At 42.4% G+C, this 25569-nt stretch carries 24 protein-coding genes and 1 pseudogene; 15 read left to right on the top strand and 10 right to left on the bottom strand.

Features of this window, described 5'->3' with window-relative positions:
• Positions 1-9 precede the first annotated feature (9 nt).
• Both FTV43_RS04680 and FTV43_RS04675 read left to right on the top strand, forming a co-directional pair.
• Positions 10-945, top strand: coding sequence for a lauroyl acyltransferase (locus FTV43_RS04680; protein WP_104853025.1), 936 nt, complete (start codon positions 10-12; stop codon positions 943-945).
• Between the two features lie 24 nt (positions 946-969).
• The gene (locus FTV43_RS04675) at positions 970-2082 is read left to right on the top strand and encodes a glycosyltransferase family 4 protein (protein WP_179994963.1); all 1113 of its coding nucleotides are present in this window, start codon (positions 970-972) and stop codon (positions 2080-2082) included.
• A gap of 337 nt (positions 2083-2419) precedes the next feature.
• On the opposite strand, the gene FTV43_RS04670 is transcribed toward FTV43_RS04675, so the two are convergent.
• Positions 2420-3547, bottom strand: a complete 1128-nt coding sequence (locus FTV43_RS04670; protein WP_104853024.1) for an endonuclease/exonuclease/phosphatase family protein — start codon at positions 3545-3547, stop codon at positions 2420-2422.
• A gap of 189 nt (positions 3548-3736) precedes the next feature.
• On the opposite strand from FTV43_RS04670, the gene asd reads away from it, so the two are divergent.
• From asd to truA, 5 genes are all read left to right on the top strand, one after another.
• Positions 3737-4855 carry an aspartate-semialdehyde dehydrogenase gene (gene asd / locus FTV43_RS04665; protein ID WP_104853023.1) on the top strand — a complete coding sequence of 373 codons (1119 nt, stop codon included), beginning with the start codon at positions 3737-3739 and terminating at the stop codon, positions 4853-4855.
• Between the two features lie 169 nt (positions 4856-5024).
• Entirely contained in the window at positions 5025-6443 is a 1419-nt protein-coding gene (locus FTV43_RS04660) for a hypothetical protein (protein ID WP_253106703.1), read from the top strand.
• Between the two features lie 66 nt (positions 6444-6509).
• A complete protein-coding gene (locus FTV43_RS04655; RefSeq protein ID WP_179994961.1) occupies positions 6510-7859 on the top strand; it encodes a fimbrial protein FimV in 1350 nt (449 codons plus the stop codon).
• Positions 7860-7905: 46 nt separating this feature from the next.
• Complete coding sequence (locus FTV43_RS04650; RefSeq protein WP_179994960.1) at positions 7906-8886, top strand: asparaginase; 981 nt, start codon at positions 7906-7908, stop codon at positions 8884-8886.
• 12 nt (positions 8887-8898) lie between these two features.
• Entirely contained in the window at positions 8899-9696 is a 798-nt protein-coding gene (gene truA, locus FTV43_RS04645; RefSeq protein ID WP_004976106.1) for a tRNA pseudouridine(38-40) synthase TruA, read from the top strand.
• A 129-nt stretch (positions 9697-9825) separates the two neighbouring features.
• Here the strand turns inward: truA and FTV43_RS04640 are convergent, their stop codons facing one another.
• Positions 9826-10833, bottom strand: a complete 1008-nt coding sequence (locus FTV43_RS04640) for an AraC family transcriptional regulator (protein ID WP_179994959.1) — start codon at positions 10831-10833, stop codon at positions 9826-9828.
• A gap of 230 nt (positions 10834-11063) precedes the next feature.
• Here FTV43_RS04640 and infA point away from each other — a divergent pair, with 230 nt between their 5' ends.
• Positions 11064-11285 carry a translation initiation factor IF-1 gene (gene infA / locus FTV43_RS04635; RefSeq protein WP_001284370.1) on the top strand — a complete coding sequence of 74 codons (222 nt, stop codon included), beginning with the start codon at positions 11064-11066 and terminating at the stop codon, positions 11283-11285.
• Between the two features lie 158 nt (positions 11286-11443).
• Positions 11444-11851 carry a hypothetical protein gene (locus FTV43_RS04630; protein WP_004976100.1) on the top strand — a complete coding sequence of 136 codons (408 nt, stop codon included), beginning with the start codon at positions 11444-11446 and terminating at the stop codon, positions 11849-11851.
• Between the two features lie 114 nt (positions 11852-11965).
• On the opposite strand, the gene leuB is transcribed toward FTV43_RS04630, so the two are convergent.
• The 4 genes from leuB to leuC form a co-directional block, all read right to left on the bottom strand.
• Entirely contained in the window at positions 11966-13045 is a 1080-nt protein-coding gene (gene leuB / locus FTV43_RS04625) for a 3-isopropylmalate dehydrogenase (protein WP_004976098.1), read from the bottom strand.
• A gap of 39 nt (positions 13046-13084) precedes the next feature.
• On the bottom strand, positions 13085-13648 hold the full coding sequence (locus FTV43_RS04620; protein WP_179994958.1) for a hypothetical protein: 564 nt from the start codon (positions 13646-13648) through the stop codon (positions 13085-13087).
• A 102-nt stretch (positions 13649-13750) separates the two neighbouring features.
• Positions 13751-14401, bottom strand: coding sequence for a 3-isopropylmalate dehydratase small subunit (gene leuD, locus FTV43_RS04615; protein ID WP_004976094.1), 651 nt, complete (start codon positions 14399-14401; stop codon positions 13751-13753).
• Positions 14402-14498: 97 nt separating this feature from the next.
• A complete protein-coding gene (leuC, locus tag FTV43_RS04610; protein ID WP_004976092.1) occupies positions 14499-15947 on the bottom strand; it encodes a 3-isopropylmalate dehydratase large subunit in 1449 nt (482 codons plus the stop codon).
• A gap of 319 nt (positions 15948-16266) precedes the next feature.
• Here leuC and FTV43_RS04605 point away from each other — a divergent pair, with 319 nt between their 5' ends.
• Both FTV43_RS04605 and FTV43_RS04600 read left to right on the top strand, forming a co-directional pair.
• On the top strand, positions 16267-16503 hold the full coding sequence (locus FTV43_RS04605; protein WP_004976091.1) for a DUF2061 domain-containing protein: 237 nt from the start codon (positions 16267-16269) through the stop codon (positions 16501-16503).
• A 207-nt stretch (positions 16504-16710) separates the two neighbouring features.
• A complete protein-coding gene (locus FTV43_RS04600) occupies positions 16711-17595 on the top strand; it encodes a LysR family transcriptional regulator (protein WP_179994957.1) in 885 nt (294 codons plus the stop codon).
• 67 nt (positions 17596-17662) lie between these two features.
• On the opposite strand, the gene FTV43_RS04595 is transcribed toward FTV43_RS04600, so the two are convergent.
• Both FTV43_RS04595 and FTV43_RS04590 read right to left on the bottom strand, forming a co-directional pair.
• Positions 17663-17908, bottom strand: a complete 246-nt coding sequence (locus FTV43_RS04595; RefSeq protein WP_136144729.1) for a DUF2789 family protein — start codon at positions 17906-17908, stop codon at positions 17663-17665.
• 153 nt (positions 17909-18061) lie between these two features.
• On the bottom strand, positions 18062-18712 hold the full coding sequence (locus FTV43_RS04590) for an HAD family phosphatase (protein ID WP_179993533.1): 651 nt from the start codon (positions 18710-18712) through the stop codon (positions 18062-18064).
• Between the two features lie 183 nt (positions 18713-18895).
• Between FTV43_RS04590 and FTV43_RS04585 the strand changes: the two genes are divergently transcribed.
• Together FTV43_RS04585 and ptsP are read left to right on the top strand one after the other, a co-directional pair.
• Positions 18896-19378 (top strand): RNA pyrophosphohydrolase, encoded by a 483-nt coding sequence (locus FTV43_RS04585; protein ID WP_004976084.1) that lies wholly within the window; start codon positions 18896-18898, stop codon positions 19376-19378.
• Between the two features lie 99 nt (positions 19379-19477).
• On the top strand, positions 19478-21775 hold the full coding sequence (gene ptsP / locus FTV43_RS04580) for a phosphoenolpyruvate--protein phosphotransferase (protein ID WP_179994956.1): 2298 nt from the start codon (positions 19478-19480) through the stop codon (positions 21773-21775).
• Positions 21776-21790: 15 nt separating this feature from the next.
• Here ptsP and FTV43_RS04575 read toward each other — a convergent pair whose 3' ends face one another.
• Positions 21791-21982: a hypothetical protein gene (locus tag FTV43_RS04575; protein WP_004976081.1), complete on the bottom strand. Its 192-nt coding sequence runs from the start codon at positions 21980-21982 to the stop codon at positions 21791-21793.
• A gap of 442 nt (positions 21983-22424) precedes the next feature.
• On the opposite strand from FTV43_RS04575, the gene FTV43_RS04570 reads away from it, so the two are divergent.
• Complete coding sequence (locus FTV43_RS04570) at positions 22425-22916, top strand: macro domain-containing protein (protein WP_004976080.1); 492 nt, start codon at positions 22425-22427, stop codon at positions 22914-22916.
• 135 nt (positions 22917-23051) lie between these two features.
• On the opposite strand, the gene FTV43_RS04565 is transcribed toward FTV43_RS04570, so the two are convergent.
• Positions 23052-24704: an acyl-CoA dehydrogenase family protein gene (locus tag FTV43_RS04565; protein ID WP_179994955.1), complete on the bottom strand. Its 1653-nt coding sequence runs from the start codon at positions 24702-24704 to the stop codon at positions 23052-23054.
• A gap of 81 nt (positions 24705-24785) precedes the next feature.
• Here FTV43_RS04565 and FTV43_RS04560 point away from each other — a divergent pair.
• A pseudogene (locus FTV43_RS04560) lies at positions 24786-25418 on the top strand (TetR/AcrR family transcriptional regulator).
• Positions 25419-25569 lie beyond the last annotated feature (151 nt).

Below are 25569 nucleotides of genomic sequence, written 5' to 3'. Positions count from 1 at the left end.
ACGGTCATTATGAGTCAACACACTGAATATCAACCAGGCGAATTTCAATGGTCTTTCCTGTTGCCAAAATATTGGGGCATCTGGATTGGCATTGTCTGCCTGATGATTTTAGCCATTTTGCCGTGGGCGATTCAGTATCGTTTGGCGCAGCTTTTAGGCAATCTTGCCTTTAACAGCATGAAGTCACGTCGCGTAACTACGTTACGCAATTTGGAAGTGTGTTTTCCTGAATGGAGCGAGGCTGAAGTACATGAAAATGCTCGCCAAGTCTTTGTTGATCAAATGCTGGGCGTATTTGAAACCTTAAATGCATGGTACTGTCCACAGTGGTTTAAAGGACGCACTCAGGTTGAAGGTTTGGAACATATTCAGCAAGCCCAAGCAGATGGTCGCGGGGTTTTATTGTTAGGCACACATTCTACTCTGCTAGATGCAGGTGGCTATGTCTGTGCACAATATTTTGACCCCGATGTGGTCTATCGTCCACAAAACAATCCCTTACTGGACATGCTGATTTACCGTTGTCGCGCCACCATTTACGGTCATCAAATTGACCACGATGACATGCGTGGTTTAATCCGCCACTTAAAAAATGGTCGTGCCATTTGGTATAGCCCAGATCAGGACTTTGGTTTAAAACAAGGTGTTATGGCGCCATTTTTTGGCGTGCCTGCTGCGACAGTTACAGCGCATCGTCGTTTACTTAAAATGACCAAAGCCGCAGCAATTCCGTTATATTTTTACCGTACAGGTGAGCTTTCCAACCCTCAATATAAAGTCTTGATTGAACCTGAACTGCTGGATTTCCCAAGCGCAGATGAAGTTGCAGATGCAACGCGCACCAATTTCATTATTGAGCAGCAATTACGGATCGCTCCTACCCAATATATGTGGTTTCATCGTCGGTTTAAGAGCCGCCCCGAAGGTTATGACAGTATTTACTAATCTGTACGGCAGAAGGAAAGATTCATGAAAGTCATGCAGTTATTACCCGAATTAAACAGTGGCGGTGTAGAACGCGGTACGCTCGAAATCGCCCGAGCCTTGGTCGCTCAAGGACATACGTCATTGGTGGTGTCGAATGGCGGACGGATGGTTAACCAACTCGAAGCTGAAGGTTCCACTCATTTAAAGTTAGCCATCCACAAAAAATCATTATCAAGCTTGTGGCAAATCCGTCCTTTACGCCAACTGATTATGCAACATCAACCTGATATTGTGCATGTACGTTCCCGCATACCTGCATGGCTAACTCATTTTTCCCTAAAAGGTATTCCAGCCGAAAAACGTCCACACTTAATTTCAACTGTACATGGTTTTTATTCAGTTAACCGTTACAGCCAAATTATGACCCAAGCGGAAAAAGTGATCGCAGTTTCTGACAGTGTAGTCAAATACATTCGTGATCATTATCAAAACTGTCCACCTGAAGATATTGTCCGTATTTATCGTGGAATTGACCCTGCTGCATTTCCGCACGGGTATCAACCTTCGGCACAATGGATGCAACAAACCTATCAAGATTTCCCAGAACTTGAACATAAGTTTTTAATTTGTTTGCCGGGACGTATCACCCGCTTAAAAGGTCATGAAACATTGATTGATCTAATTGCGAAATTAAAAACCCAGTATCCACAGATTCATGCTGTTGTTGTAGGCGGTGCAGATGTTAAAAAAGCAGCTTATTTACAGGAACTGGAACGCAATATTCGGGATAAACATCTGACCGAAGCGATAACCTTTGTTGGACACCGTTCTGACATTCGCGAGTGGCTTGCGTTTAGCGATATTGTACTTTCACTTTCCAATCAGGCGGAAACCTTTGGACGCACTGCACTTGAGGCTTTATCTGTAGGAACACCTGTGATTGGCTGGAACCGTGGTGGTGTGGCTGAAATTTTGTCACAACTGTATCCGCAAGGGCTCATCGCAGCAGATGACCAAGTGGCTTTATTCAATGCAGTGCAATTGCATCTGGAAATACCGCAAAGTGTCACCCCTGTTGAATTGTTCAGCTTGGCAGATATGTGTCATCAAACCTTAGATTTATATCAGCAAGTTTTGCAGTCAAAACACACCTAAAGCCTTAAAACTGAATCGAGCTGATTGAAATTTAATTTGTTTAAAAACAATGAGAATGAAAAAATAAGCCCTAAAAAATCATCGCCCGAGTTCTACATCCTGTAAAACTCGGGCTCATGAGGTTGTGCTTTCAAAACTTATTGTTATTTTATTGTATGGCGTTCCTTACCTACATCATATCCTTGATGTTTATCCCTCAGCGTCGTCTTCCTTAATGGGATATTCCGTTCCCGAGTCCTTGTGCTGATGAATTAATCTTAACCAGATCAGTCAGAATAAACCATGCGTCATGTGCCTAAATCCGTGTAAGCCATTTCGTACACTTTTCGTTTAATTTCTAAACCGATTTATCCTGTGCTTTATACGGTTGTGCAATTTCATCGGTCACCAGTTTTTCTTCTTGCTCTGCTTTTTCAATCCCATCCTGAATCGCCTGTTGTGCTTCCTGCTCATCGGCATCGGTTTGCGGCAGTTCTTCCTGAATTCGATCAAACACCCGCCCAGTTTGCAATACCACATACACAGGAAAATGATCTGAACCAATATGTGCTAAACGCTGCATATCTACCAATGCAAAATCTGTACTATGAAATACATGGTCTAATGACCAACGCAGTAAAGGATAATCGGCATGAAAGGTATTGATATAGTGCCGCCCTACGCGCGGGTCGAGCAAGCCACTGATTCTTTGGAACAAGCGCGTAGTCCGCGACCACGCCACATCGTTTAAATCACCCATTACGATACAGCTTTCATCTAAATCTTTGATTTGATCGCCTACAATCAACAATTCGGCATCTCTTAAAACTGAATCTTTGGCTTCGGTAGGACTTGGTGGTTTAGGATGCAAACAATACAACTGTACAGGCTGCCCCGAAGGCAAAATCACACTGGTATGAATGGATGGAATTTCATCGCTGAGAATAAATTTGATCTCACTGTCTTTTAATGGCAAACGGCTATACAAATGCATGCCATATAAATTATCTAAAGGTGCAGCGACCCGATAAGGATAATCGGCTTCAATCACAGACAAGGCTTTCTGCCAAGCCAAATCAGATTCTAGGGTCAACACCAAATCTGGTTTTAAGGCTTGAATATGTTCAATTAAAAGATGATATTTTTGATTTGGTGTCAGGACATTGGACACGATTAATGAAATCTGTTTTTCAGGATTTAGCTGTTCTGGACGAACTTGTTTGACCTGTTTTTTCCACAGCAAGGTGTAGGGCAAGACCATTTTGAGCTGATAAGCCAAAGCCGCAATCAGCCCAATTAAAATCACTTGGCTAGACACATCCCACGTCTGCTCCCAAATTAGGAGCAAAACAAAGGCAATGATGCCCAAAACCAAGATCTGTAAACGTGGAAAATCTGCGCCCCGAATCCACCATTCATCACGCGGAATCAGTGACCAAAAACTTAACCAAATGACTAATATTGCAAGCCCTTCTACCCAAATCATCTTGCTTTACTCTTTTGTATTTTTTGTCGTTTTTACATGAAAACCAAAGTTATCAATTTTGTATGTAACACAAACAAGAGATTTCACTCAATAATACTCATGTTTTGTTCATGTAATGCTTGCAGTTGCGTCCCCTTTTGATAGACTTATATTCCTTTATTGTTTTTTAACGCACCGAGGCAAAGTGACATGAAAGTAGGTCTGGTCGGTTGGCGCGGGATGGTGGGTTCCGTCCTTATGCAACGTATGGTTCAAGAAAATGATTTTGCTCATTTTGAGCCATTCTATTTCTCTACCAGTAATGCTGGCGGTGAAGCACCAGCGTTTGGTGGTAAGACTGCCCCAGCACTTATGGATGCAACAGATATTGAAAGTCTGAAGCAAATGGATGTCATTATTACCTGTCAAGGTGGTGATTACACTTCTGCCGTTTTCCCGAAGCTTAAAGCTGAAGGTTGGAATGGTTACTGGATTGATGCTGCATCTACCCTGCGTATGGATGATGAAGCGATTATCGTACTTGATCCAGTCAACATGAATGTCATTAAAGATGGCTTGGTGAATGGCACCAAAACATTTGTGGGCGGTAACTGTACTGTTTCACTCATGTTGATGGGCTTGGGTTCATTATTCCAAAACAATTTGGTGGAATGGGCAACTTCAATGACCTATCAAGCAGCTTCTGGTGCAGGTGCGCAAAACATGCGTGAGCTGATCACAGGCATGGGCTACTTGTATAACAACACCAAAGACTTGTTGGATGACCCACGTTCACCAATTTTAGACATCGACTCTAAAATTGCCGAATTACAACGTGGCGAAGGTTTCCCATCGGCAAACTTTGGTGTGCCTTTAGCGGGTTCTCTCATTCCATATATCGACAAACAGCTTGAAAGCGGTCAGTCAAAAGAAGAATGGAAAGGTCAGGTTGAAACCAACAAGATTTTAGGCAATCAGCAGATCGTTCCAATTGATGGTCACTGTGTGCGTATTGGCGCAATGCGTTGTCACTCTCAGGCAATCACATTGAAGCTGAAAAAAGACGTTCCACTGAACGAAATTGAAGATATGATTCGTCAATCAAGCCAATGGGCAAAAGTGGTACCAAATACACGCGAAGCATCAATGACCGATCTTACCCCAGTTGCAGTTACAGGGACTTTAACAGTACCTGTTGGTCGTTTACGCAAAATGAACATGGGTAAAGAATACCTTGGTGCATTCACTGTAGGTGACCAATTACTTTGGGGCGCAGCAGAGCCATTACGTCGTATGTTACGCATCTTAATTGATTACAAAAATGCTTAAGCCTCGTCTTGAGCACTGAATCATTTTGGATTCTGTGATCAAACTCAACAAGCCAGTCAAATTTGACTGGCTTTTTTATGTAATCAACGTGTTAATATTTTACAATCGACATACAACTCGCTACTCTATCCTTTTCGCCTTGCGATAAATGACCGAGCTAACAATTAAGATGACTGTATATAACAAATTAAAGATCGCCATTTTATCTATTTTGGCTTCACAGCAAATGTATGCAATGAATGTTGACCCGATTCAAATTCAGTCAACAACTGGGGAATTGCTCTATGCCGAAATCAACTTTCGTCAATCGAATGTGAATGAAGCGATTGATGTCAGTTTAGCTACGGCAGAAGATCTGATGTCGATTGGTGCGAGTCACCGTCCGCCTGGTCATCTTAACTTTTTTACACGTCGTAACAGCAATGGTACAGGGGTTATCACCATTACCTCATCTCGACCGTTAACCGAGTCTGAGTTGAATATTGTGGTCAAAATTAAAGAAGGCAATGCAACCCGCCTGCAACATATTCGTACACCATTAAAACGCAGTGCACCTGCGCCATTGGCCGCTATGCAACGCAGTAATGAACAAGCTTTAACGCCTGTCATGATTGTCAATGAGCAAGACATTGCTTTAAATTTACCCGTAAGTGCGAACTATCAGGTTGAAACGCCTAAAGCAATTGAACAACAAACTTTTGAAGCACCGTTAACCATTAAACGTAATACACCACCTGCATTAAACCATCAAACAGTGACGGTGGTTCAAACTGCACCAAGCCGTAGCGCAGCAAGTGAAAATACGACTGTGATTGCCCCAAAAGTAGCGCCAGCACAGACAAATAACAACCCAACACCGACAGCATCTACAGCCACCACTTCAGTCACCGCACAACAATCGGCTGATCCATTGGTACAAAAATTTGCTGAACAGCAACGCACGAAGCAACTGGCACAAACTCAGCCTGCTGCTGCCGTGAAAAAGCCTGCACAAACAGCGGCTGCACAGGCTAAACCAAGCCCTGCCACAGCCATGCCTGCAGTCAATACCCAACACGTGGTGCAATCGAATGAATCATTATGGGCAATTGCCTCACGCATTGCGGGTGAAAATAACCGCCCTGTTGCTGAAGTGATGCAGCAAATTAAAGCCAATAATGAGCATGCTTTTATTCAAGGCGATGCCAATCGTTTGCGTCGTGGTGCGACCTTAAATTTACATGCACAAGCTAACTCTAAAACAGAGAAAAAAGCCGCAATTCCAAAACCAGAAACGGCCAGTACACCACAATCAGGCAAAGCCAAATATCGTTTAAATCAAGCAGAAATGAGCCTCGTGGCAGAGAATCAACAGGACTCCACCCACGGTTCTGCCAAGAAGAACACACAATCCACACAAACTTCGGGTGACTTGTCATTAAAAGTTATGACATCCCGCGAGAAAACCGTTAAATTACAGAGAAACGTAACAGAATTAGAATTGGCATTACGTCAGAAGGATCACAGAATTCAATTACTCAACGCGCGCCTTGCCGAACTGCAACAACAATTGCAAAAACAACAAGCCGCAAATAAGCCAAAACACTAAATGTTACACACAATGATTTTTTTGGGATAAGGTCAAACAGGGACCACATCCTCAAGGGGTATAAACATGCTGATTTATGTGATTCCGTTTATTTTATTACTGGTGATCGCAATTTTCTTGAAAAAGCGTGAAGCAAGTAAAGAAGCCGAACCAAGCAACAAGAAAACAGCAGCGCCAGCCAAAACCAGTGGCAAGAAAACCACAACTACCAAAAAAGTTGCCCAGAAATCGGTGGTGGTTGAAGAGGTTGTTCCAACTCCACAACACTCTACCCCTGTACCTGTTAAAATTCAGACAAATATTGAAAATCTGATTAAGGAGCGCAATTTCTTTGCTGCGGAAGCACAGATCAACCAGGCCTTAAAACGTGATAATTCTTTACACGGTCTGTATTTATTCTTGCTCGACATTCATTTACAGCAAAAAGATGAGTTTGCGATTGATCAATTACTCAATCATATACGCGCTTTGGGCCTTGATGATATTTTGGTTCAAGCAGAAGCTCAAAAACAAGTATTTGATGAGCAAAACAACAAAGCAATTGATGGGATTGATTTTCAACCAACGACTCCAGCGGATTTAGAATCGGCTCCTGTTGAACAAAAATCAACTGCTGATTTTGATGCCCTCATACAATCAAAAGATGATATCTCTTCTGATAGCTCTTCTTTTGACCAGTTACAGCACGAACTAACTTCAAATAAAACAGCAGCACCTGAAGCAGCTTTAGAATTTGATACCTCATCGTTAAATTTCAGCCCTGCTGCTGCACCTGTAGAAAAAGCAGCTGAGCCTGAAGTAAAAGCAGAACCTGCTGCTTTAGACTTTAATTTTTCTGTAGATACTGCACCAGCAACAGAGAAAACTGAAACACCCGCAATTACTCCTGAGCCAAGTACAAGTGCTACAGAAGCAGCCCAACCGCTTGAGTTTTCTTTTGATTTAGAACCGAATAAAACTGAAATAGTAGCATCTGAAACACCAGCAAATGCACCTGCTACAACTGAAGCCCCAAGTTTAGACTTTGACTTTTCAACAACAGAAACCCCTGCGACTGTTGAAGCAAAAACTGAACCTGCAACACCTGATTTTAATTTCACATTTGACAATACGCCTGCTGCGGAAACCAATCTTCAACCTACAACTGAACCAGAAATCATTGCTGCACCAAGTATTGCACTTGAACCTGCTGCAACCGTTGTCAGCACAGATGTTGATCTGAATGATCCATTGGTGAAATCATTCCCAGACTTATCTCAAGTGGATGAAATTCAGTTGAACTTAGACTTAGCGAGCCAATATGTAGAGTTGGGCGCTTATGATGCTGCGAAAGCTTTACTTAGCGAACAAGGCGCAAATTATTCTACTGAACAACGCCAACGTGCCGATCAGTTACTGAATCAAATCGCTTCTTAATTCAAATCAGATTAAGATAAAGCAGTCATTCTTGGCTGCTTTTTTTATGATGAAAAAAATTGCGTTAATCTATATGGGCGGCACTTTTGGCTGTGTCGGTGAACCACTAAGCCCAATGCCTGCGGAGCAATTTCTGCCACGCTTGGCACAGGTCTTACCCCTAAATTTAGAGATTGAATGCTTTGTTGCCCCTGTCATTAAAGACAGTAGTGCCTGCACAGCCGCAGACTGGTTACAGCTCATTCAATATATTCAAAAATTACAACACGATGATTTTCAACATTTCGTTATTTTACATGGCACCGACACCCTCAGCTATGCCAGCGCAGTCTTGGCACGTTTTTTAGCGCAAAGTACCCATGTCATTCTCACGGGTAGCCAATATCCCTTACTCAATGCACAAGGCACAGATACCCGTGAATTTAGTGATGCCTTGGACAACCTAAATTTTGCTTTACAACAGATTCATCAAGTGACTCAGGGCGTATATCTCGCCTTCCATAATCAACTGATTCATGCCGCAACGGCACTGAAACAACACACCACCGAGTTAAATGCATTTATAGGTCAGTCCGCTTTGGTTTGCACGGAGAGCAAATCGCAGAATGAGCCAGCATTCAACATTAGCTCTCAACATATTGAAAAAGCCCAGCACTTTAACTGCCTGAACTGGATGTTACAGCCAATTGCCATTTCCGCTTTGGTCGATAATTTAAAAGCCTTACAGCAACAGCCACCACACTGCCTCATTTTACAGAGTTATGGTACAGGCAATATGGCCGTCAATGCCGAAGTGATTGAGTTAATTCAGGCCTTACAAGCTCAACAATGTGCCGTGATTCTCACCACCCAAGTCACTTTTGGTGGCATGCAACAACGCTATGCGATCAGCCAGTGGTTACAGGACAGTAAAATTTTAATCAGTGATTGCCAAAGTCACGCAGATCTTTATGCCAAAGCCTTAAAAATGTATTTACAATACGACAGCCTTGCACAGTGGTATGCGCATTGGCAGTCTTCAGTGTGATTTGAGGTGATTATGCAGCGTTTTGCAATCGGAATTGAGTTTTGTGGCATTCGGTATCGGGGTTGGCAAACCCAGCAAGCAGGCGTACCTAGTGTGCAGGAAACCATTGAAAAAGTTCTGAGCAAAATTGCCGATGAACCCATTATTTTACATGGTGCAGGACGTACCGATGCAGGCGTGCATGCAACCAATATGGTGGCACATTTTGATACGCATGCCATTCGCCCTGAACGCGGTTGGTTGATGGGTGCCAACAGCCAACTACCCAAAGACATTGCAATTCAATGGATTAAAACGATGGATATGGACTTCCATGCTCGTTTTAAGGCTCAGGCACGGCGTTATCGCTATGTGGTGTATAACAATCCACAACGCCCTGCCTTGCTGCACAAACAAGTCACCCACGCTTATTATCCTTTAGATGTCGATAAAATGATTGCAGCTGCGCAGAAATTTGAAGGGACACATAATTTTGAAAGCTTTCGTGCTGCAGCGTGTCAGTCCAATCAGCCTGTCCGTCATGTCAGTCATTGTCGCTTAATTCGTCACGGCAATTATTTGGTATTAGATATTCAAGCCGATGGTTTTTTACATCACATGGTTCGCAATATCATGGGTTGTCTATTGGAGATTGGACAAGGTTTATATGACATTGCGCATATTGACCAAATTTTTGCAGCTCAAGACCGTAAAGCAGCAGGAATTACCGCCCCACCCGATGGCTTGTATTTTATTCAGGCACACTATCCTGAACAGTTTGATTTACCGAAAGTTCCCTTAGGGCCACATTGGTTAAATATGCCGGAATAATTTAATCCCTTCCGACCTCCCTTTTCCAAAGAGAGGAGCTCCATTTCGAGGCTTTAAAACGAAAGTCCCCCTTTGAAAAAGGGGGATTTAGGGGGGATTCTGTTTAGGAAAGGTTTTAAATTTTCAAACTTAACGCTGCTTGCGCTTTCTATATTCCACTGGAGTTTCATTAGTCCAGCGTTTAAAGGCACGATAGAACGTACTTGGCTCTGAAAAACCCGTTAAGTACACAATCCGCTCCACGCTTTCATTGGTATTCGATAATAATCGTTTAGCCAAACGACATCGATAATCGGACAGAATTTGCTGAAAACTGGTATTGGCTTCGCTCAATTGTGTGCGCAAACGGCGTGGCGTGATATTCAATTGCGCCGCTACTGTTTCCAATGTCGTTTCACCGCTTTCTAAAGTTGAACCAATGGCACGGCGTACTTCACCAACCAAGTCATAACGCGCCAGCTCCTGCAGCTTTTCCAATGCCAACTGTTCGTGTAATTGCAATAACTCAGGTTCTGCCTGCCATAGTGGATAATCCAAAATACTCGGATCAAAATACAAACGCGTTTCTTTCTGCCCCAAACTCACAGGACATTCAAAGACCCGAAAATATTCATCATCTGCAGCGCCATCACTGAAGTTAAAGTCAATATAAATAGGCTGAAAACGACCTTCAGTAATAAATTTAAAGAAGCGTAAAACACCCGACATGGCACATTCAGAAAAATGACGATTGACGATATTTTCCGACCACGGCTGCACGCCATTGGTTAAATAGCAGCGTCCATCTTCCACCACCAATTTGGCATCAAAAGCATCACTAATCAGGCGTTGATAAGCCAAAGCGCGTTTTAGGCCTTCACCAAAGTTTTCTGAAGAAATAAACAAATGTTCAATCACCTGCCCGCGATAAAGTGGCAAATGTTCCCCCAGATGTAAACCAATATCAGGGTCTTTACTGACTTCCTCAGCCGCAACCCAAAACGCATATTGTGCATTTAAAGGCGTACGTTGATTGGCTTCGACCTGATTTAAGGCCACACCTGCTTTTGTTAAAATATCTTCGGCTGGCAACCCCGCACGACGAATCGCTTGGTAGCCTAAACGCAATACAACCGATGCATCAGTTAGCTGACCCACGCAAAAACCTTCCTTGTATGTACTTCATTTATACTTAAAAAGATTGAAATTAGATTAACTGCGATTGACCGAACTGACAACCTACCCAAGCCCATTTTTACAGAAAAAGTATAAACCGATGATTCGCTTATTTTACTAACAGATGCGCTGTGTATAGGGTAAAGCATCTTGTTTTTTTCAGAAAAATTGCCTATAATTTGCGCCTTTCCAATTTGATACTCAGGTAGGCTATGGCCAATAAAGAGGAACTCATCGAGTTCGAAGGCGTTGTCACCGAAACGCTTCCTAATACTATGTTTCGTGTACGTTTAGAAAACGGTCATGAAGTGATTGCTCACATTTCTGGTAAAATGCGTAAACACTATATTCGTATTTTAACAGGCGACAGTGTGAAAGTTGAAATGACACCTTACGACTTAACCAAGGGTCGCATCACTTACCGCGCACGCTAAGTTTTAGAGTAAGCTAAAGCCACTTTCGGAGTGGCTTTTTTACGTTCACTTAAAAAAATTCTGTTTAGCCTTTAATTCGTCCCCGCCGCTTATCGAATCACCACATTCTTTTCTTGCATTGCCTTCTACAATAAAGTTTTGAGCAAGGGAGAAAAAGCATGTTATTTCGATCCTGCGTTGCTTGTATAACAGGTCTTTTTGCGCTCAGTTTAGTGGCGTGTAGTAGTAATCCACCACATTCCACTTTAAACCGCGATGCGTATTTACAGCAATTTATTGGTCAATCTAGCCAATATATCCTGACCCATTTGCAATTAAGCCAAATTGGCTATCAACAGCTTGGTACAGCTCAAGCTACCCCTCAATTGCTACATTACCGTATCATTCGTCCTGTACGTGTTCCGATCCCTATGGCGCAGCATCCAACCACGGGAATTGGCGCAGTTCCGTTAAATATCGGTATCCCGAGTCATGAAAGTTACGATGTTGCACTGACTTGTGATTTGTATTTTCGCCTACAGCAGGGTATTGCTACCGCAGTGTATGTTTCGGGACAACGCTGTTAAGTCTCCTAGCTAAAACACTCTGAAAGTACAAAACCAATAAAAAAACGCAGCCCGAAGACTGCGTTTAATGATTTGATTTTGAGCTGTAAGCGATAGGTTAAATCGCTTAAATTTTTAGTTGAGTGCCGTAACGACTGCTTGACCCATTTCAACAGTACCAACTTTATTCATGCCTTCAGACATAATATCGGCAGTACGTAAACCTTGATCTAATACATTGCCTACTGCATCTTCAATGGCTTTTGCTGCCGCTTCTTCGCGGAAGGTGTAACGTAACATCATTGCCACAGAAAGAATGGTTGCCAATGGGTTTGCCAAGTTTTGACCTGCGATATCTGGCGCTGAACCATGGCAAGGCTCATACATACCTTTGCCATTTTCGTCTAAAGACGCAGATGGCAACATACCAATAGAACCTGTCAACATCGCCGCTTCATCAGACAAGATGTCACCAAACAAGTTACCTGTCACCAATACGTCAAATTGTTTTGGCGCGCGTACCAATTGCATCGCTGCGTTATCGACATACATGTGCGACAAGTTGATTTCTGGGTACTGTTCTGCATGTAACTGAGTCACGGTTTGCTTCCACAATTCAGTCACTTCCAGTACGTTGGCTTTATCCACCGAACATACTTTACCGCCACGCAATTTCGCCATTTCAAACGCTACTTTTGCAATGCGTTTGATTTCTGACTCAGCATATACGTCGGTATTAAAACCTTGTTTTTCACCATTTTCTAATTCACGGATACCACGTGGCTGACCGAAATAGATACCACCTGTCAATTCACGCACGATTAAGATATCTAAGCCTGATACGATTTCAGGTTTTAAGCTTGAAGCATCTGCCAATTGTGGATACAAAATTGCAGGACGTAAGTTCGCAAATAAATTGAGTTCTGAACGCAATTTTAACAAACCACGCTCTGGACGGATTGAGCGCTCAATGTTGTCCCATTTTGGACCACCAACTGCACCCAATAAAATTGCATCGGCTTTTTTCGCTTGCTCAGATGTCACTGCTGGGTACGGTTCGCCATGTGCATCAATTGCAGAACCACCCAATAAACCTTGTTCCCAAGTCAAACCCAAATTGAATTTTTCATTGACACGTGTCAGCACTTGTTCAGCAGCTTTCACAATTTCTGGACCAATGCCGTCACCAGCTAAAATCAAAATATGTTTTGACATGAGAGTTTCCATTGTTCATGACAGTCAAAGACTGTGGGATTAAATTTTTTGTTCTACAAACTCACCCAAGCCATTTAAGACATTGTAGGGTTTGCAAAAACGTCGAATGGTTTTGTTGTTTTGCACCAAATCTACACATAAAGGATCTGGCGCAGACACATTTAATAAGCTGCCTTTAGTACGACTTCGATCACGATACATTCTAAAGGTATATTTTTGCTTGGCATTAAACTTATGAATTACATGCAGTTTTTCTGCACGATCTTTAGAAATGGGATAAAAGCGAATCACCAATTCATGTTGTTTAGGCGGTACAGATAAATACAAGGCATTGGATTTATTTAAGGATGATTCCTGTAAACGCACTAAACCCTCCTGAATGGCAGCACGTGTAACACGATGTTTTTCTGCATCGACAATTGTGACCGTATTTAAACGCTCAAACTCACATTCATCTGTACCCGCACAGTAAATCAATGCATTGGATTTGCTTTGTTCAGTTTCTTTCACCTGTTTAATGCGTGCTGTATTCCACGTTTGGCATGCGCTTAGCGTGGTGATACATAATCCAATGACAGCAAGCCGACCGAAAATTTTAGTCATTGTTCGCGCCCAACCTCACCTGTTAGATACAAAATATAAAAATTATTATGTGCCGATGTTAGCAAGAGTTAGGCAGCGATGCTATGACAAATTTCAGAGAATTTATGCCTGAATTTCGGCAAAAACCCACGGACGCGACTGCTTAGTTTTCTCTTCATAAGCACGAATGTCATCGGCTGCTTGTAATGTTAAACCAATATCATCCAAACCATTCAATAAACAGTGTTTACGGAATGGATCTACTTCAAATTTAAATGCCGTACCGCTTGGTGTGCGTACTTCTTGTGCGTCCAAGTCGATGGTTAATTGATAACCTTCAGTCGCCGCACATTCTTTAAATAATTGCTCAACCTGCTCTTCAGACAAGATCACAGGCAACATGCCGTTTTTAAAGCAGTTATTGAAGAAAATGTCGGCAAAACTTGGTGCAATAACGGTACGAAAACCATATTCATTCAATGCCCAAGGTGCGTGCTCACGGCTTGAACCACAACCAAAGTTGGCACGTGAAATTAAGATTGAAGCACCCTGATAACGCGGCTGATTCAATACAAACTCAGTATTAATCGGACGTTTTGAGTTGTCCTGACCCGGATAACCTTCATCTAAATAACGCAATTCATCAAATAAGTTATCGCCAAAACCTGTACGTTTGATAGATTTCAAAAACTGTTTTGGAATGATTAAGTCTGTATCGACATTGGCACGGTCTAATGGTGCAACGATACCTTGTTCAACGGTATATTTTTTCATGTTTAATTCTCACTGAATCCGTAACCTCTCCCTTGCCCTCTGCTATAGCGAGAGGGAACGCCATCTCTCTGAGAGAAGGCTGGGATGAAGGCATAACTTAGAATGAACGTACGTCTACAAAATGACCTGCGATTGCTGCCGCAGCTGCCATTGCTGGACTCACCAAATGGGTACGACCACCGTTACCTTGACGACCTTCAAAGTTACGGTTTGAAGTCGATGCACAGTGTTCACCCGGTTGCAATTTGTCTGCGTTCATTGCCAAGCACATTGAACAACCTGGTTCACGCCATTCAAAGCCTGCTTCTACAAACACTTTGTCTAAGCCTTCTTGTTCCGCTTGTTGCTTAACTAAACCAGAACCTGGAACCACCATCGCCTGTTTAATACTTGCTGCAACTTTACGACCTTTAATCACTTCAGCGGCTGCACGAATATCTTCAATACGCGAGTTGGTGCATGAGCCAATAAATACGCGGTCTAATTGAATATCTGCCAAAGACTGACCTGCAGTTAAGCCCATATATTGATAAGCACGCGTCCAGTCATTGCGCTGTACATCATCTTTCGCCTGCTCTAAAGTTGGTACGGCTTGTGATACTGGAATGACCATTTCAGGTGAAGTTCCCCAAGACACTTGCGGCTCAATTTCTTCGCCTTGTAATACCACTACGGTGTCAAAGTGCGCGCCTTCATCTGAGTGTAAAGTATTCCAGTAAGCAACTGCTGCATCCCATTGCTCGCCTTTTGGTGCATAGTTACGACCTTTCACGTATTCAATGGTTTTGTCATCCACAGCGACCATACCTACGCGCGCGCCTGCTTCAATCGCCATATTACATACTGTCATACGTCCTTCAATCGACATATCACGGAATACTTGACCACCAAACTCAATCGCGTGACCTGTACCGCCTGCAGTACCAATTTTACCAATGATCGCTAAAACGACATCTTTCGGTGTAACACCTTGACCTAATTTGCCATCTACACGCACTAGCATGTTTTTCATTTTCTTTTGAACTAAGCATTGGGTTGCTAATACGTGTTCAACTTCAGACGTCCCAATACCATGCGCTAAACACCCAAATGCACCGTGAGTCGCTGTATGTGAGTCACCACAAACTACGGTCATACCTGGCAAAGTTAAGCCCTGCTCAGGCCCAACCACGTGCGCAATCCCCTGACGGATGTCGTTGATGTCAAACTGCACCACGTTAAAGGTTTTACAGTTGTCATCTAAAGTTTGTACCTGAATACGTGAGGTATCATCTTCAATACCTGCAATACCGTCTGCACGTTCTTTCTTAGACGTTGGTACGTTATGGTCAGGCGTTGCCACGTTGGCACTTAAACGCCACGGCTTACGTCCTGCAAGTTGCAAACCTTCAAAGGCTTGTGGAGAAGTCACTTCATGCAATAAATGACGGTCGATATACAATAAAGCCGAGCCATCATCACGTTGAGTGACCAAGTGATCATCCCACAATTTGTCGTACAAAGTTTTTGCAGCTGGATTTTGTGCTTGTTGGTTTTCGCCTGCCATGTCAGATCTACTCCACTGGACTGGGTAATTTTTTCATTAATTTGATTATAACCGCGAATTTGTATAAATCTAATTTATCATTTTTATTAATTTAAAAACTTTTAGGAATTTCTAGCAAAATAATTTTTATTGATTCATCACGACCTACCTATAAGCAAAACATGATAGATACTTAAAATTTTTTATCTTTGATATTTTTATTAAAATCTAATTTTCCAATCAAAATTACAAAATTATTCGTTTTTACAAATTAAATAAGAATAATTATCCTTTAGCTATCCACACAGAAAACGGTCAAAGCAGCAGAAGGAGTATTCACATGAGCCATATTCAAAAATTTGTCGCCAACAATCAACGCATGTTCAAAAAAACTTTAAGCTACTACATCATGCACATCACCGTGGCGATGGTGGTCGGTTATATAGTCACAGGCAATATTTGGATGGCCATTACCTTAAGTTTGGTCGAACCGACAGTACAAGCTGTTGCGTATTTCATTCACGAGCGGATTTGGGAAAAGAAAGCACAAACGCAAGATTCTAAAATTATCGCTTAATGGTTTTATAGATTCTGCTTGTGAATATTCCATTTCAGTTTGAGATCATTTTGGTTGCAGCCCACGATGATCTTTTTTTATCTCTGCTGTATCTCTACAAGATCATCCCGAATGCATAGTTTAAAAATAAGTAGAATTTGTTTTGATTAATTCTAATTTTTTCTAAATAATAAGCACAGTAATAAAAAATCTTTATGGATGGTGCAAATGAATCTTGCAGCCTTTGAAGCCTTTGTTAAAGTCATGGAAACAGGTTCTATTTCTTTGGCAGCAGATCAGTTATTTATTACCCAACCTGCGGTGACCAAACGTATTCACAGCCTAGAAGACTATTTTGGCGTGAAACTGTTTGAATCAGCAGGTCGTGGAGTGCAAGCCACGCATGCAGCACATTCATTATTACCCAAAGTCAAAAACTGGCTGAATGAACTGGGCGATATTCACCACACTCTCAGTCATGAGCAAGGACAGGTTCAAGGCAAACTGAAAATCGGCACCAGTCACCATATTGGTTTGCACCATTTACCCAATCATTTACGTGAATATGTACAGGAATTTCCCAACGTCACGTTAGATGTGCATTTTGTCGACTCAGAACAGGCACATGAACAAGTTTTGGCAGGCGATTTAGAACTGGCTTTTCTGACCTTACCGCCCAAATTAGATGAACGTCTGTCTTATGTCACCATTTGGAATGATCCATTGGTGTTTGTGGTCGCATCTTTTCATCCGCTTGCACATCAGAAAAACCTGCAATTGACCGATTTACTCGCCTACCCTAGTTTGTTGCCTGCCGCGCAAACCTATACCAGTCAAATCACTTTGGCAGAGTTTGAAAAGCAAGGTGTTAAACCTAAAGTCACCATGAGCAACAATCCGTTAGAATCAATTCGGATGTTGGTGTCAATTGGTTTGGGATGGTCTGTTTTACCTAAAACGTTGGTCAATCAGGACTTACAACAGTTAGATATTGACTTAGAAATGAACCGTCAATTGGGCATGGTATGGCATCCGGGACGGACGCAATCACGCGCTGTTTTAGAATTGATTGAGATGATGAACACTAAAAGATTAATGGTTTCTTTTGAATGAAAACACCCTCAAACACGATTGTATTGAGGGTATTTTTTATTGGCTTAATTTAGGTGCAAGTGAGGTCTTAACGATTCACCGAATCTTCATGTAAAGATTCATTCAATTGATCTACCACAATTGCCCATGAACCATCCGATTTCATTTTTTCGACGATAAACTGACGCTGTGCTTCCGTCCAAAATTCTGCCTCGGCAATTGTTGTTTCCGCATTCAATTGATGCGTTTCAATAAATTGCTGAATCGCGGCTTCACTGGCATCCAAACCCAGTTGTTCAAATAAATGTGTCATTCTTGGGCGTACACCACTCATTTTTTCACTCCTGATCATTTTTAATTCTTGTCTTACCTTAGCATGCCTATTCTAAAAATGAATGACATAATCCAACATTGCAATAAATAAAAACAAAAATAAATCAATAAGCTAGTAAAAGCCAGAGTAGCAACACCTCAAAAAAATTCAGACTTAAATTGACCAGTCCTGCACATCCCAACCTTGCTCTTCAGCCAAAGCCTGTAAACGTGCATCAGGATTTACAGCAATGGCGTGATCTGCATATTCCAGCAAGAAACGGTCGTTAATGGAATCTGAATACGCCCAAGACTCAGTCACATCGCGGCCTTCTAGCCATTGCTCCAAACGCACTAATTTGCCTTTTTGGTAACATGCGGTGTTAATCACTTTGCCTGTATATTTACCATCGACTACTTCCGCATTGGTGGCAATAATTTCAGTAATGCCAAATTCACGAAAAATAGGTGCTGTAATAAAGTCAGAAGTTGCGGTGATGCCCACCAATTCATGTCCTAAAGCCTGATGACGCTGAATTGCTTTAAAACCTTCAGGACGCATTTGCGGACGAATCACCTTTTGCATAAATAATTCATGCAATTCGGTCAGGTATTGATTGTTGTGCTGAGTTAAAAATTCAAATACAAATTCGTTATATGCAATTGGGTCGAGCTGCCCTGCCTTATAGTCTTCATAAAACTTGTCGTTCATGGCGCGATGACGGACTGGATCGACCAAACCTTCATTTACCAAAAACTCACCCCAAGAATGATCTGAATCAGTATTTAACAAGGTGTGATCGAGATCAAATAGCGCCAATTTCATGAAAATACTCGTAAAAACTGAAATTTAAGAAAAAAATTGTAAATCTATCTCCGCTAGTCGATAGAAATTCGTTAAGATCATAGCAATTTTAACATTATTTACACTTTGCGTTTTCGAGTTGGAGAAAAGAAATCATCATCCCCGAGTGCAAAGTCATAAATTAAACAATATTTAGGTAGCCAAATGATCGACTCAGAAGGTTTCCGACCCAATGTCGGGATCATTTTGGCAAACGAGTTTGGACAAGTTTTATGGGCAAAACGCATTGGTCACAATGCATGGCAATTTCCGCAAGGAGGTATCCAATATGGAGAAACCCCTGAACAGGCACTTTATCGTGAGCTGAGAGAAGAAGTTGGCTTACTGCCCGAACACGTCCAAGTTATCGCGCAAACTAAAGGTTGGCTGCGTTATCGTTTGCCACATCGGTATATACGCACGGATTCGGATCCCGTATGTATTGGTCAAAAACAGAAGTGGTTTTTATTGCAACTGACAGCGTCAGCGCATCATATTCGGCTGAATTTGTCAGATCCACCCGAATTTGATCAATGGCAATGGGTCAGTTACTGGTATCCGCTTGGTCAGGTCGTCAATTTTAAACGTGACGTCTACCGTAAAGCGATGGTGGAGTTGTGCAATCAATTGCCCCTGAAAAAACCTTAAAATTTGCATGAAGATGTAGATTTTTTAGCTTATTGTTATAGGGTCATCTGTGGTGTAAAACTGACCTCAAATCATTGATTGGAATATGGAGTAGCGCGTATGTCGAACATGCAACTGGATACCCTTCGACGCATTGTACAAGAAATCAATGTGTCCACCAGTTTGCATGAATCACTCGATATTATGGTCAATCAGGTCGCAGAAGCCATGCATGTGGATGTCTGCTCTATTTACCTGTTAGATGAACGCAATCAACGCTACTTGCTCATGGCATCAAAGGGTTTAAATCCTGAGTCCGTGGGGCATGTGTCATTACATACCAGTGAAGGTTTGGTCGGTTTAGTCGGACAACGTGAAGAAATTGTCAACCTAAACGATGCGCCCAAACACGAACGCTTCATGTATTTGGCCGAAACGGGCGAGGAAATTTATAATTCCTTCCTTGGCGTGCCTGTCATGTATCGTCGTAAAGTGATGGGCGTTCTTGTGGTGCAAAACAAGGATAAACAAGACTTTTCTGAAGCGGCAGAATCCTTTTTAGTGACGCTCTGCGCCCAGCTTTCTGGTGTCATTGCGCATGCGCATGCCGTGGGCAATATTGATGTATTCCGCAAACCCAACAACCTGCCTGCCTACAAAACCTTTCAGGGCGTATCGGGTTCAGGCGGAATTGCAATCGGCCGTGCGGTAATTCTGTATCCACCTGCAGATTTGGCGGCTGTACCTGATCGTGAAGCTGAAGACATTAGTGAAGAGTTAGAATTACTAGACAACGCACTAGATGCAGTGCGTCAAGAAATTCAGGCACTAGATGACAAAATGCAGGATGCCTTAATGGCAGAAGAACGCGCTTTATTCAGTGTGTTCCTACGCATGTTGGATGAAAATGCCCTGCCTGCAGAAATTAAAGAACTGATTCGTGAAGGTAACTGGGCACAAGGTGCAGTGCGTATTGTAATTGACAATCACATTGCCCTATTTTCGCAAATGGAAGATGACTATTTACGCGAACGTGTTTCTGACCTGAAAGATTTAGGGCGTCGTATTCTCGCCTCTTTACAAGAAGCCGATGCCAGTCACCGTGAACTGACCGATGAAAGTATTTTAATTGGCGAAGAAATTTCCACAGCAGCTTTGGTAGAACTACCTGTCGATAAAATTGCAGCAATTGTCACCACCGAAGGCGCAATGAATTCTCACATGGTCATTGTGGCACGTGCTTTGGGTATTCCAACCGTAGTTGGCGTAACTGAATTGCCCATCAACAGCCTAGACGATGTGGAAATGATTGTAGATGCGCACCAAGGTCGGGTGTTTATCAACCCGCCACGTCGCATGCGGACGCGCTATAAAGAAATTCAAAAAGAAGAAGAACAGATTGCCAAAGACCTCAAGCAATATGAAACCAAAGACGCGATTACCCCTGACGGCGTAGCGGTAAAATTGTATGTCAATACAGGCTTGATGATTGACGTAGTGCGTGGCGTACAACGCGGTGCTAAAGGTGTTGGTTTATATCGTTCTGAAATTCCATTTATGCTACGTGACCGTTTCCCGGGCGAAGAAGAACAGCGTGCTATTTACCGCCAACAGCTCAGTCACTTTGCCAACAAACCTGTGGTGATGCGTACGCTAGATATTGGCGCAGACAAGGACTTGCCGTACTTTTCGATTGAAGAAGAAAACTCAGCCTTGGGTTGGCGCGGGATTCGCTTCACGCTAGATCATCCTGAAATTTTTTCTTCGCAAATTCGTGCCATGCTCAAAGCCAGTATTGGTTTGAATAATCTGCATATTTTGCTGCCAATGATCACCAGTGTCAGCGAGGTTGAAGAAGCCTTGTATTTGCTAGATCGTGACTTGCAAGCAGTGCAGGAAGAAGAACAGGTTAAAATCACCAAACCGAAAATTGGCATTATGGTAGAAGTACCGAGTGTGCTGCTGCAAATTGATGAATTTGCCCCGTTGGTGGATTTTTTCTCGGTAGGATCAAACGATTTAACCCAGTATTTATTGGCAGTGGATCGTAACAATCCGCGTGTGGCCAACGTCTATTCACACTTTCATCCTGCAGTACTGCGCGCCTTAACCCGCTTGGTGAAAGAATGTCATAAATATGACAAGCCTGTGAGCGTTTGTGGCGAAATGGCAGGAGATCCGCTGTCTGCGGTAATTCTGATGGCAATGGGCTTTAATACCCTGTCGATGAGTTCAAGTAATATCTTGCGGGTGCGTAAAGCAATTTGTCATGTACCGATGACCGATGCGCAACATTTATTAGATCAGGCGTTAAAAATGAATAATCCGCTGATGGTGAAAAGTCTGATGGAATATTATTTTAAAACCCATGGCTTGGGCGATATGGTGAAACTAGCGACACGTATCGTATCTCCATAAAACTTAGTTTAAGCCTCAAGCAACACACCATTCACTCCAAAAACAACAAGGGCGATAATCATCGGAATATCGCCCTTGTTTGTGTTTGCTATAGCCTCGTTTGGCATTTTTCTTACGGTCTACAAAAACCTGACTTTTGTTGACCTCGTGCATGTGCTTGGCCACAAAGTTATGCTGAATAAGCTCAGGCTGTTTTTTCTTTGCCATTACGCTGTTCCTTTCGGTTGATCATGGAAATGAGCAGTGTCGCTACTCTTTTAGATGGAGATGTTGAGGGAAAATTCAAGCCAATTGCTTCTGCATAACGTGACTATTCTCTCACCAATGTTCCATATTAAATTGGGAAGCCGATCATACGCTTTTTTGTACATTTTACAAGCGATTTTCACTCAATAGTGCTAAGATAAAAAGAAGGGTAAATAAATTATTGCCGCCACTTTATCAGATTTTTCTGACGGTTATTTTTGAAGGCTATTTTAAAGAACACTCAGCGGCTTTACCCATACAATTATAGCATAAAATTCTAAAAAATTTTATTACCTTTCAAAGACTTATTAGTTATAAAATCCACTAGAAAAACTGCAATGATTGGCTAATATGAATATAGAAGATCAGTTTAACAAGACCATTAAAAACAGGAGTCAAATTCATGATTTATGAAGTTTCTGGAGATATTTTACTGAGCGAAGCACGTGCGATTGCTCACGGTGTTGCCCCTAACGATAACTTTGCAACAGGTTTGGCTTTAAGTCTGCGTGAGCACTGGCCTGCGCTATATAAAGACTTCCGCAACTATTGTCATATTTACCATCCTAAAGCGGGTGAGCAATGGACTTGGGTCAATGCCGAAGGTCAACGCATCGTCAACCTGATGACTCAGGAAGCGGCTTATGACAACGGTTCAAAACCAGGTAAAGCATCGACAGAATACGTCAACCGCACTTTGAAAAACTTAAAACAGTTGATTGAAGAAGAGAAAATTGAAAGCTTGGCGTTACCGCGTCTTGCAACAGGTGTAGGCGGTTTAGATTGGGAAGATGTACGTCCACTCATCTACAAACACTTAGAAGATTTGGATATTCCAATTTACATCTACACTCTATATCAAAAAGGTGTAAAAGCTGAAGAGCCTGCGAAATAAGTTTCGCTGAAGCAATCAGCTTTGCTACAAGCGAGCGTGATTGATCACGACTCGACTGCAATATACGGTTCAATTCACCCGTTTGGTTTTACCAAGCGGGTGAATTTTTTGTGCAGAATCAAGTAGCAAGGGATGCTATGCTGAAAATGCACTCTGCAAGATGGATGCAACATCGACCTGTTTAGGTTTAAGCATACCCACCACTTGCCCATGCAATGCACTATAACGCGACTGAATAAAACCTTCTGCCACAAAACTTGGCGCATAACGCAACAACAAAACCGCTTGTGCCAAAATCACCAAACGGCTCACCAAAGCACGTGCCATAAATTGTAAATCGTTGCTGTTCGTGGTCTGCAATAACTGCTGCAAACCATCTAATTCACTGCCCAAAATAGGATGAGTAACGGCAGTGCGAGCAAAATCCTGCAATAACACCTGAATCAGCTCAGGTTCTCGCTGCATAGCGCGTAGTACATCCAGACACATGACATTGCCTGAACCTTCCCAAATGGTATTTACAGGTGCTTCTTTGAAAATACGTGCCATGATGCTGTTATCGACATAACCATTGCCACCAAAAACTTCCATCATCTCACCTGTAAGTTCCACCGCGCGTTTGCAAATCCAGAACTTTGCAGCAGGGGTCATTAAACGCTTCCATGCCAAAGACACAGCATCATCGCTTTCATAACAATGTGCCAAATGAAAACTGAGCTGTACCGCAGCTTCAGTTTCCAAAGCCAAATCTGCCAAGACTGCCTGCATTAATGGCTGATTCGCCAAAGTCTGTCCAAATGCTTGACGTTGTCGAGTATAGGCAAGGCATTGCACCAAGGCTTGACGCAGCATGGCACTACTGCCCACAGCACAGGTTAAACGAGTGTAGTTCGCCATTTCAATAATGGTGGGAATACCGCGCCCTGCTTCGCCAATCATGATGCCCCACGCCTGCTGAAATTCGACTTCAGAACTGGAGTTACTCCGATTTCCCACTTTGTCTTTTAAACGCTGTACCTGAATATTATTTTTTCTGCCATCTTCTAACCAACGCGGTACAAAGAAACAAGCCAAACCATCTTGTTCGGTATTGGCGACCACCAAATGTGCATCACACATTGGTGCAGAGAAAAACCATTTATGACCTGTGAGTAAATAGGCTTGCCCACGTCCTGTCGCTGCGACTGGAACGGCGAGCGTTTGGTTGGCCCGCACATCTGAACCACCCTGCTTTTCGGTCATGCCCATGCCCAACCAAATAGATTTCTTTTGTGAAATCGGCACATCACGCGGGTCATATTCATGCGATAACAGTTTCTCACCCATGCTTGCCCACAACTCAGGTTCACGCTGAATGAGCGGAATGCTGCCTAAAGTCATAGAATTTGAGCATAAATTACCGCACTCAACCTGTCCTGCCAAATAAAAACGACTGGCCCAATCGACCCATTTTGCCGTAGATTGCGGTTGTTTAAATGGATGTGCATGCGTGTCAAACTTGCGATTCAGCGCCATCCAGTGATGCCATGCGGGATGAAACTCCACTGCATCTTTACGGCGTCCACGTGCATCGAAGGCATGTAAAATAGGCGTATGCCGATTGGCTAAATCGGCATAGTGATAATATTCTGCCGATGCTGCAATATGTCCCAATTCGCTCAGTCGAGTCTGATCTTGACTGCCATAACGGGTTAAAATTTCTTGTAAAACCGTATCGGTTTCAAATAAGTTATAGTCTTGTAATTCATCAAACTGATTTTGAATTTGATGGGTCATCCATGTCTGCATTGTGTCACTCCTAGACAAACGCGATGCTATCATTGCATTTAGTATAGAGAAAAATATGTGCTCAGGTGTTCGGCTTTATTTATGAAAAATTCTGAGGTTCAAGTGCGCCGTAAGCCGCGCCAATCGCGGGCTAAACTGACTCAAGAGGCTTTACAGGAAAGTTTTGTTCGGCTTTTGCATGAACGCTCGGCAGCTGAAATTACCATTCGTGAAATTACTAATTTGGCAGGTGTCGGTTTAGGCACTTTTTATGAATACTTTGCCAAGAAAGAAGATTTACTGGCATTGACGATTCACCTGCAAGTCAAACAGCATGCAGAACGCTTAAAAAGTTATGCCCAACAGCAACTTGAGTTATCCACAGTTGTTGAAATAAACCGCTATATCGCAACAATCATTCAGTTTCAGCTTCAGCAAATTCAGGCACAACAATGGCTTTGGGCACAGACTTTTTTACTGGAACGACAAGTTTCACACATTGAAACTTACCAAAAAAGTTAAAGCATGATGCTGCAAATGTGGCAACAGATATTCGCACCTGTCATACATAATGCCGAACTACAACTGCGCCTTGCTTTGAATCTGCACCGCATCAGCTATGGCTTTATTTCACAAAGTTTATTAATCAATCCGCATTTTCAAGATTGGGGCACCTTGTACACCGATATTTCACTAGCAATTCAACCGTTTTTAGTCTCTGTTTCAGATATTTAATGCAGCAAAACTGATTATTTAGTTTACAAAGATCTATCGAATACACCAATCATAAACAATAAATTTATCTATTTGTAAAATTATAAAAATCGTTTTACATTAAAATGGTGAGATTTGAAAAGCTTTCATCTACAAAGCCCGATCTGCATGG

Source organism: Acinetobacter sp. YH16053, assembly GCF_013417035.1.
Classification (GTDB): domain Bacteria; phylum Pseudomonadota; class Gammaproteobacteria; order Pseudomonadales; family Moraxellaceae; genus Acinetobacter; species Acinetobacter towneri.
Note: the sequence above shows the minus strand (reverse complement) of the source record. Positions and strands in the feature narration are given on the sequence as shown.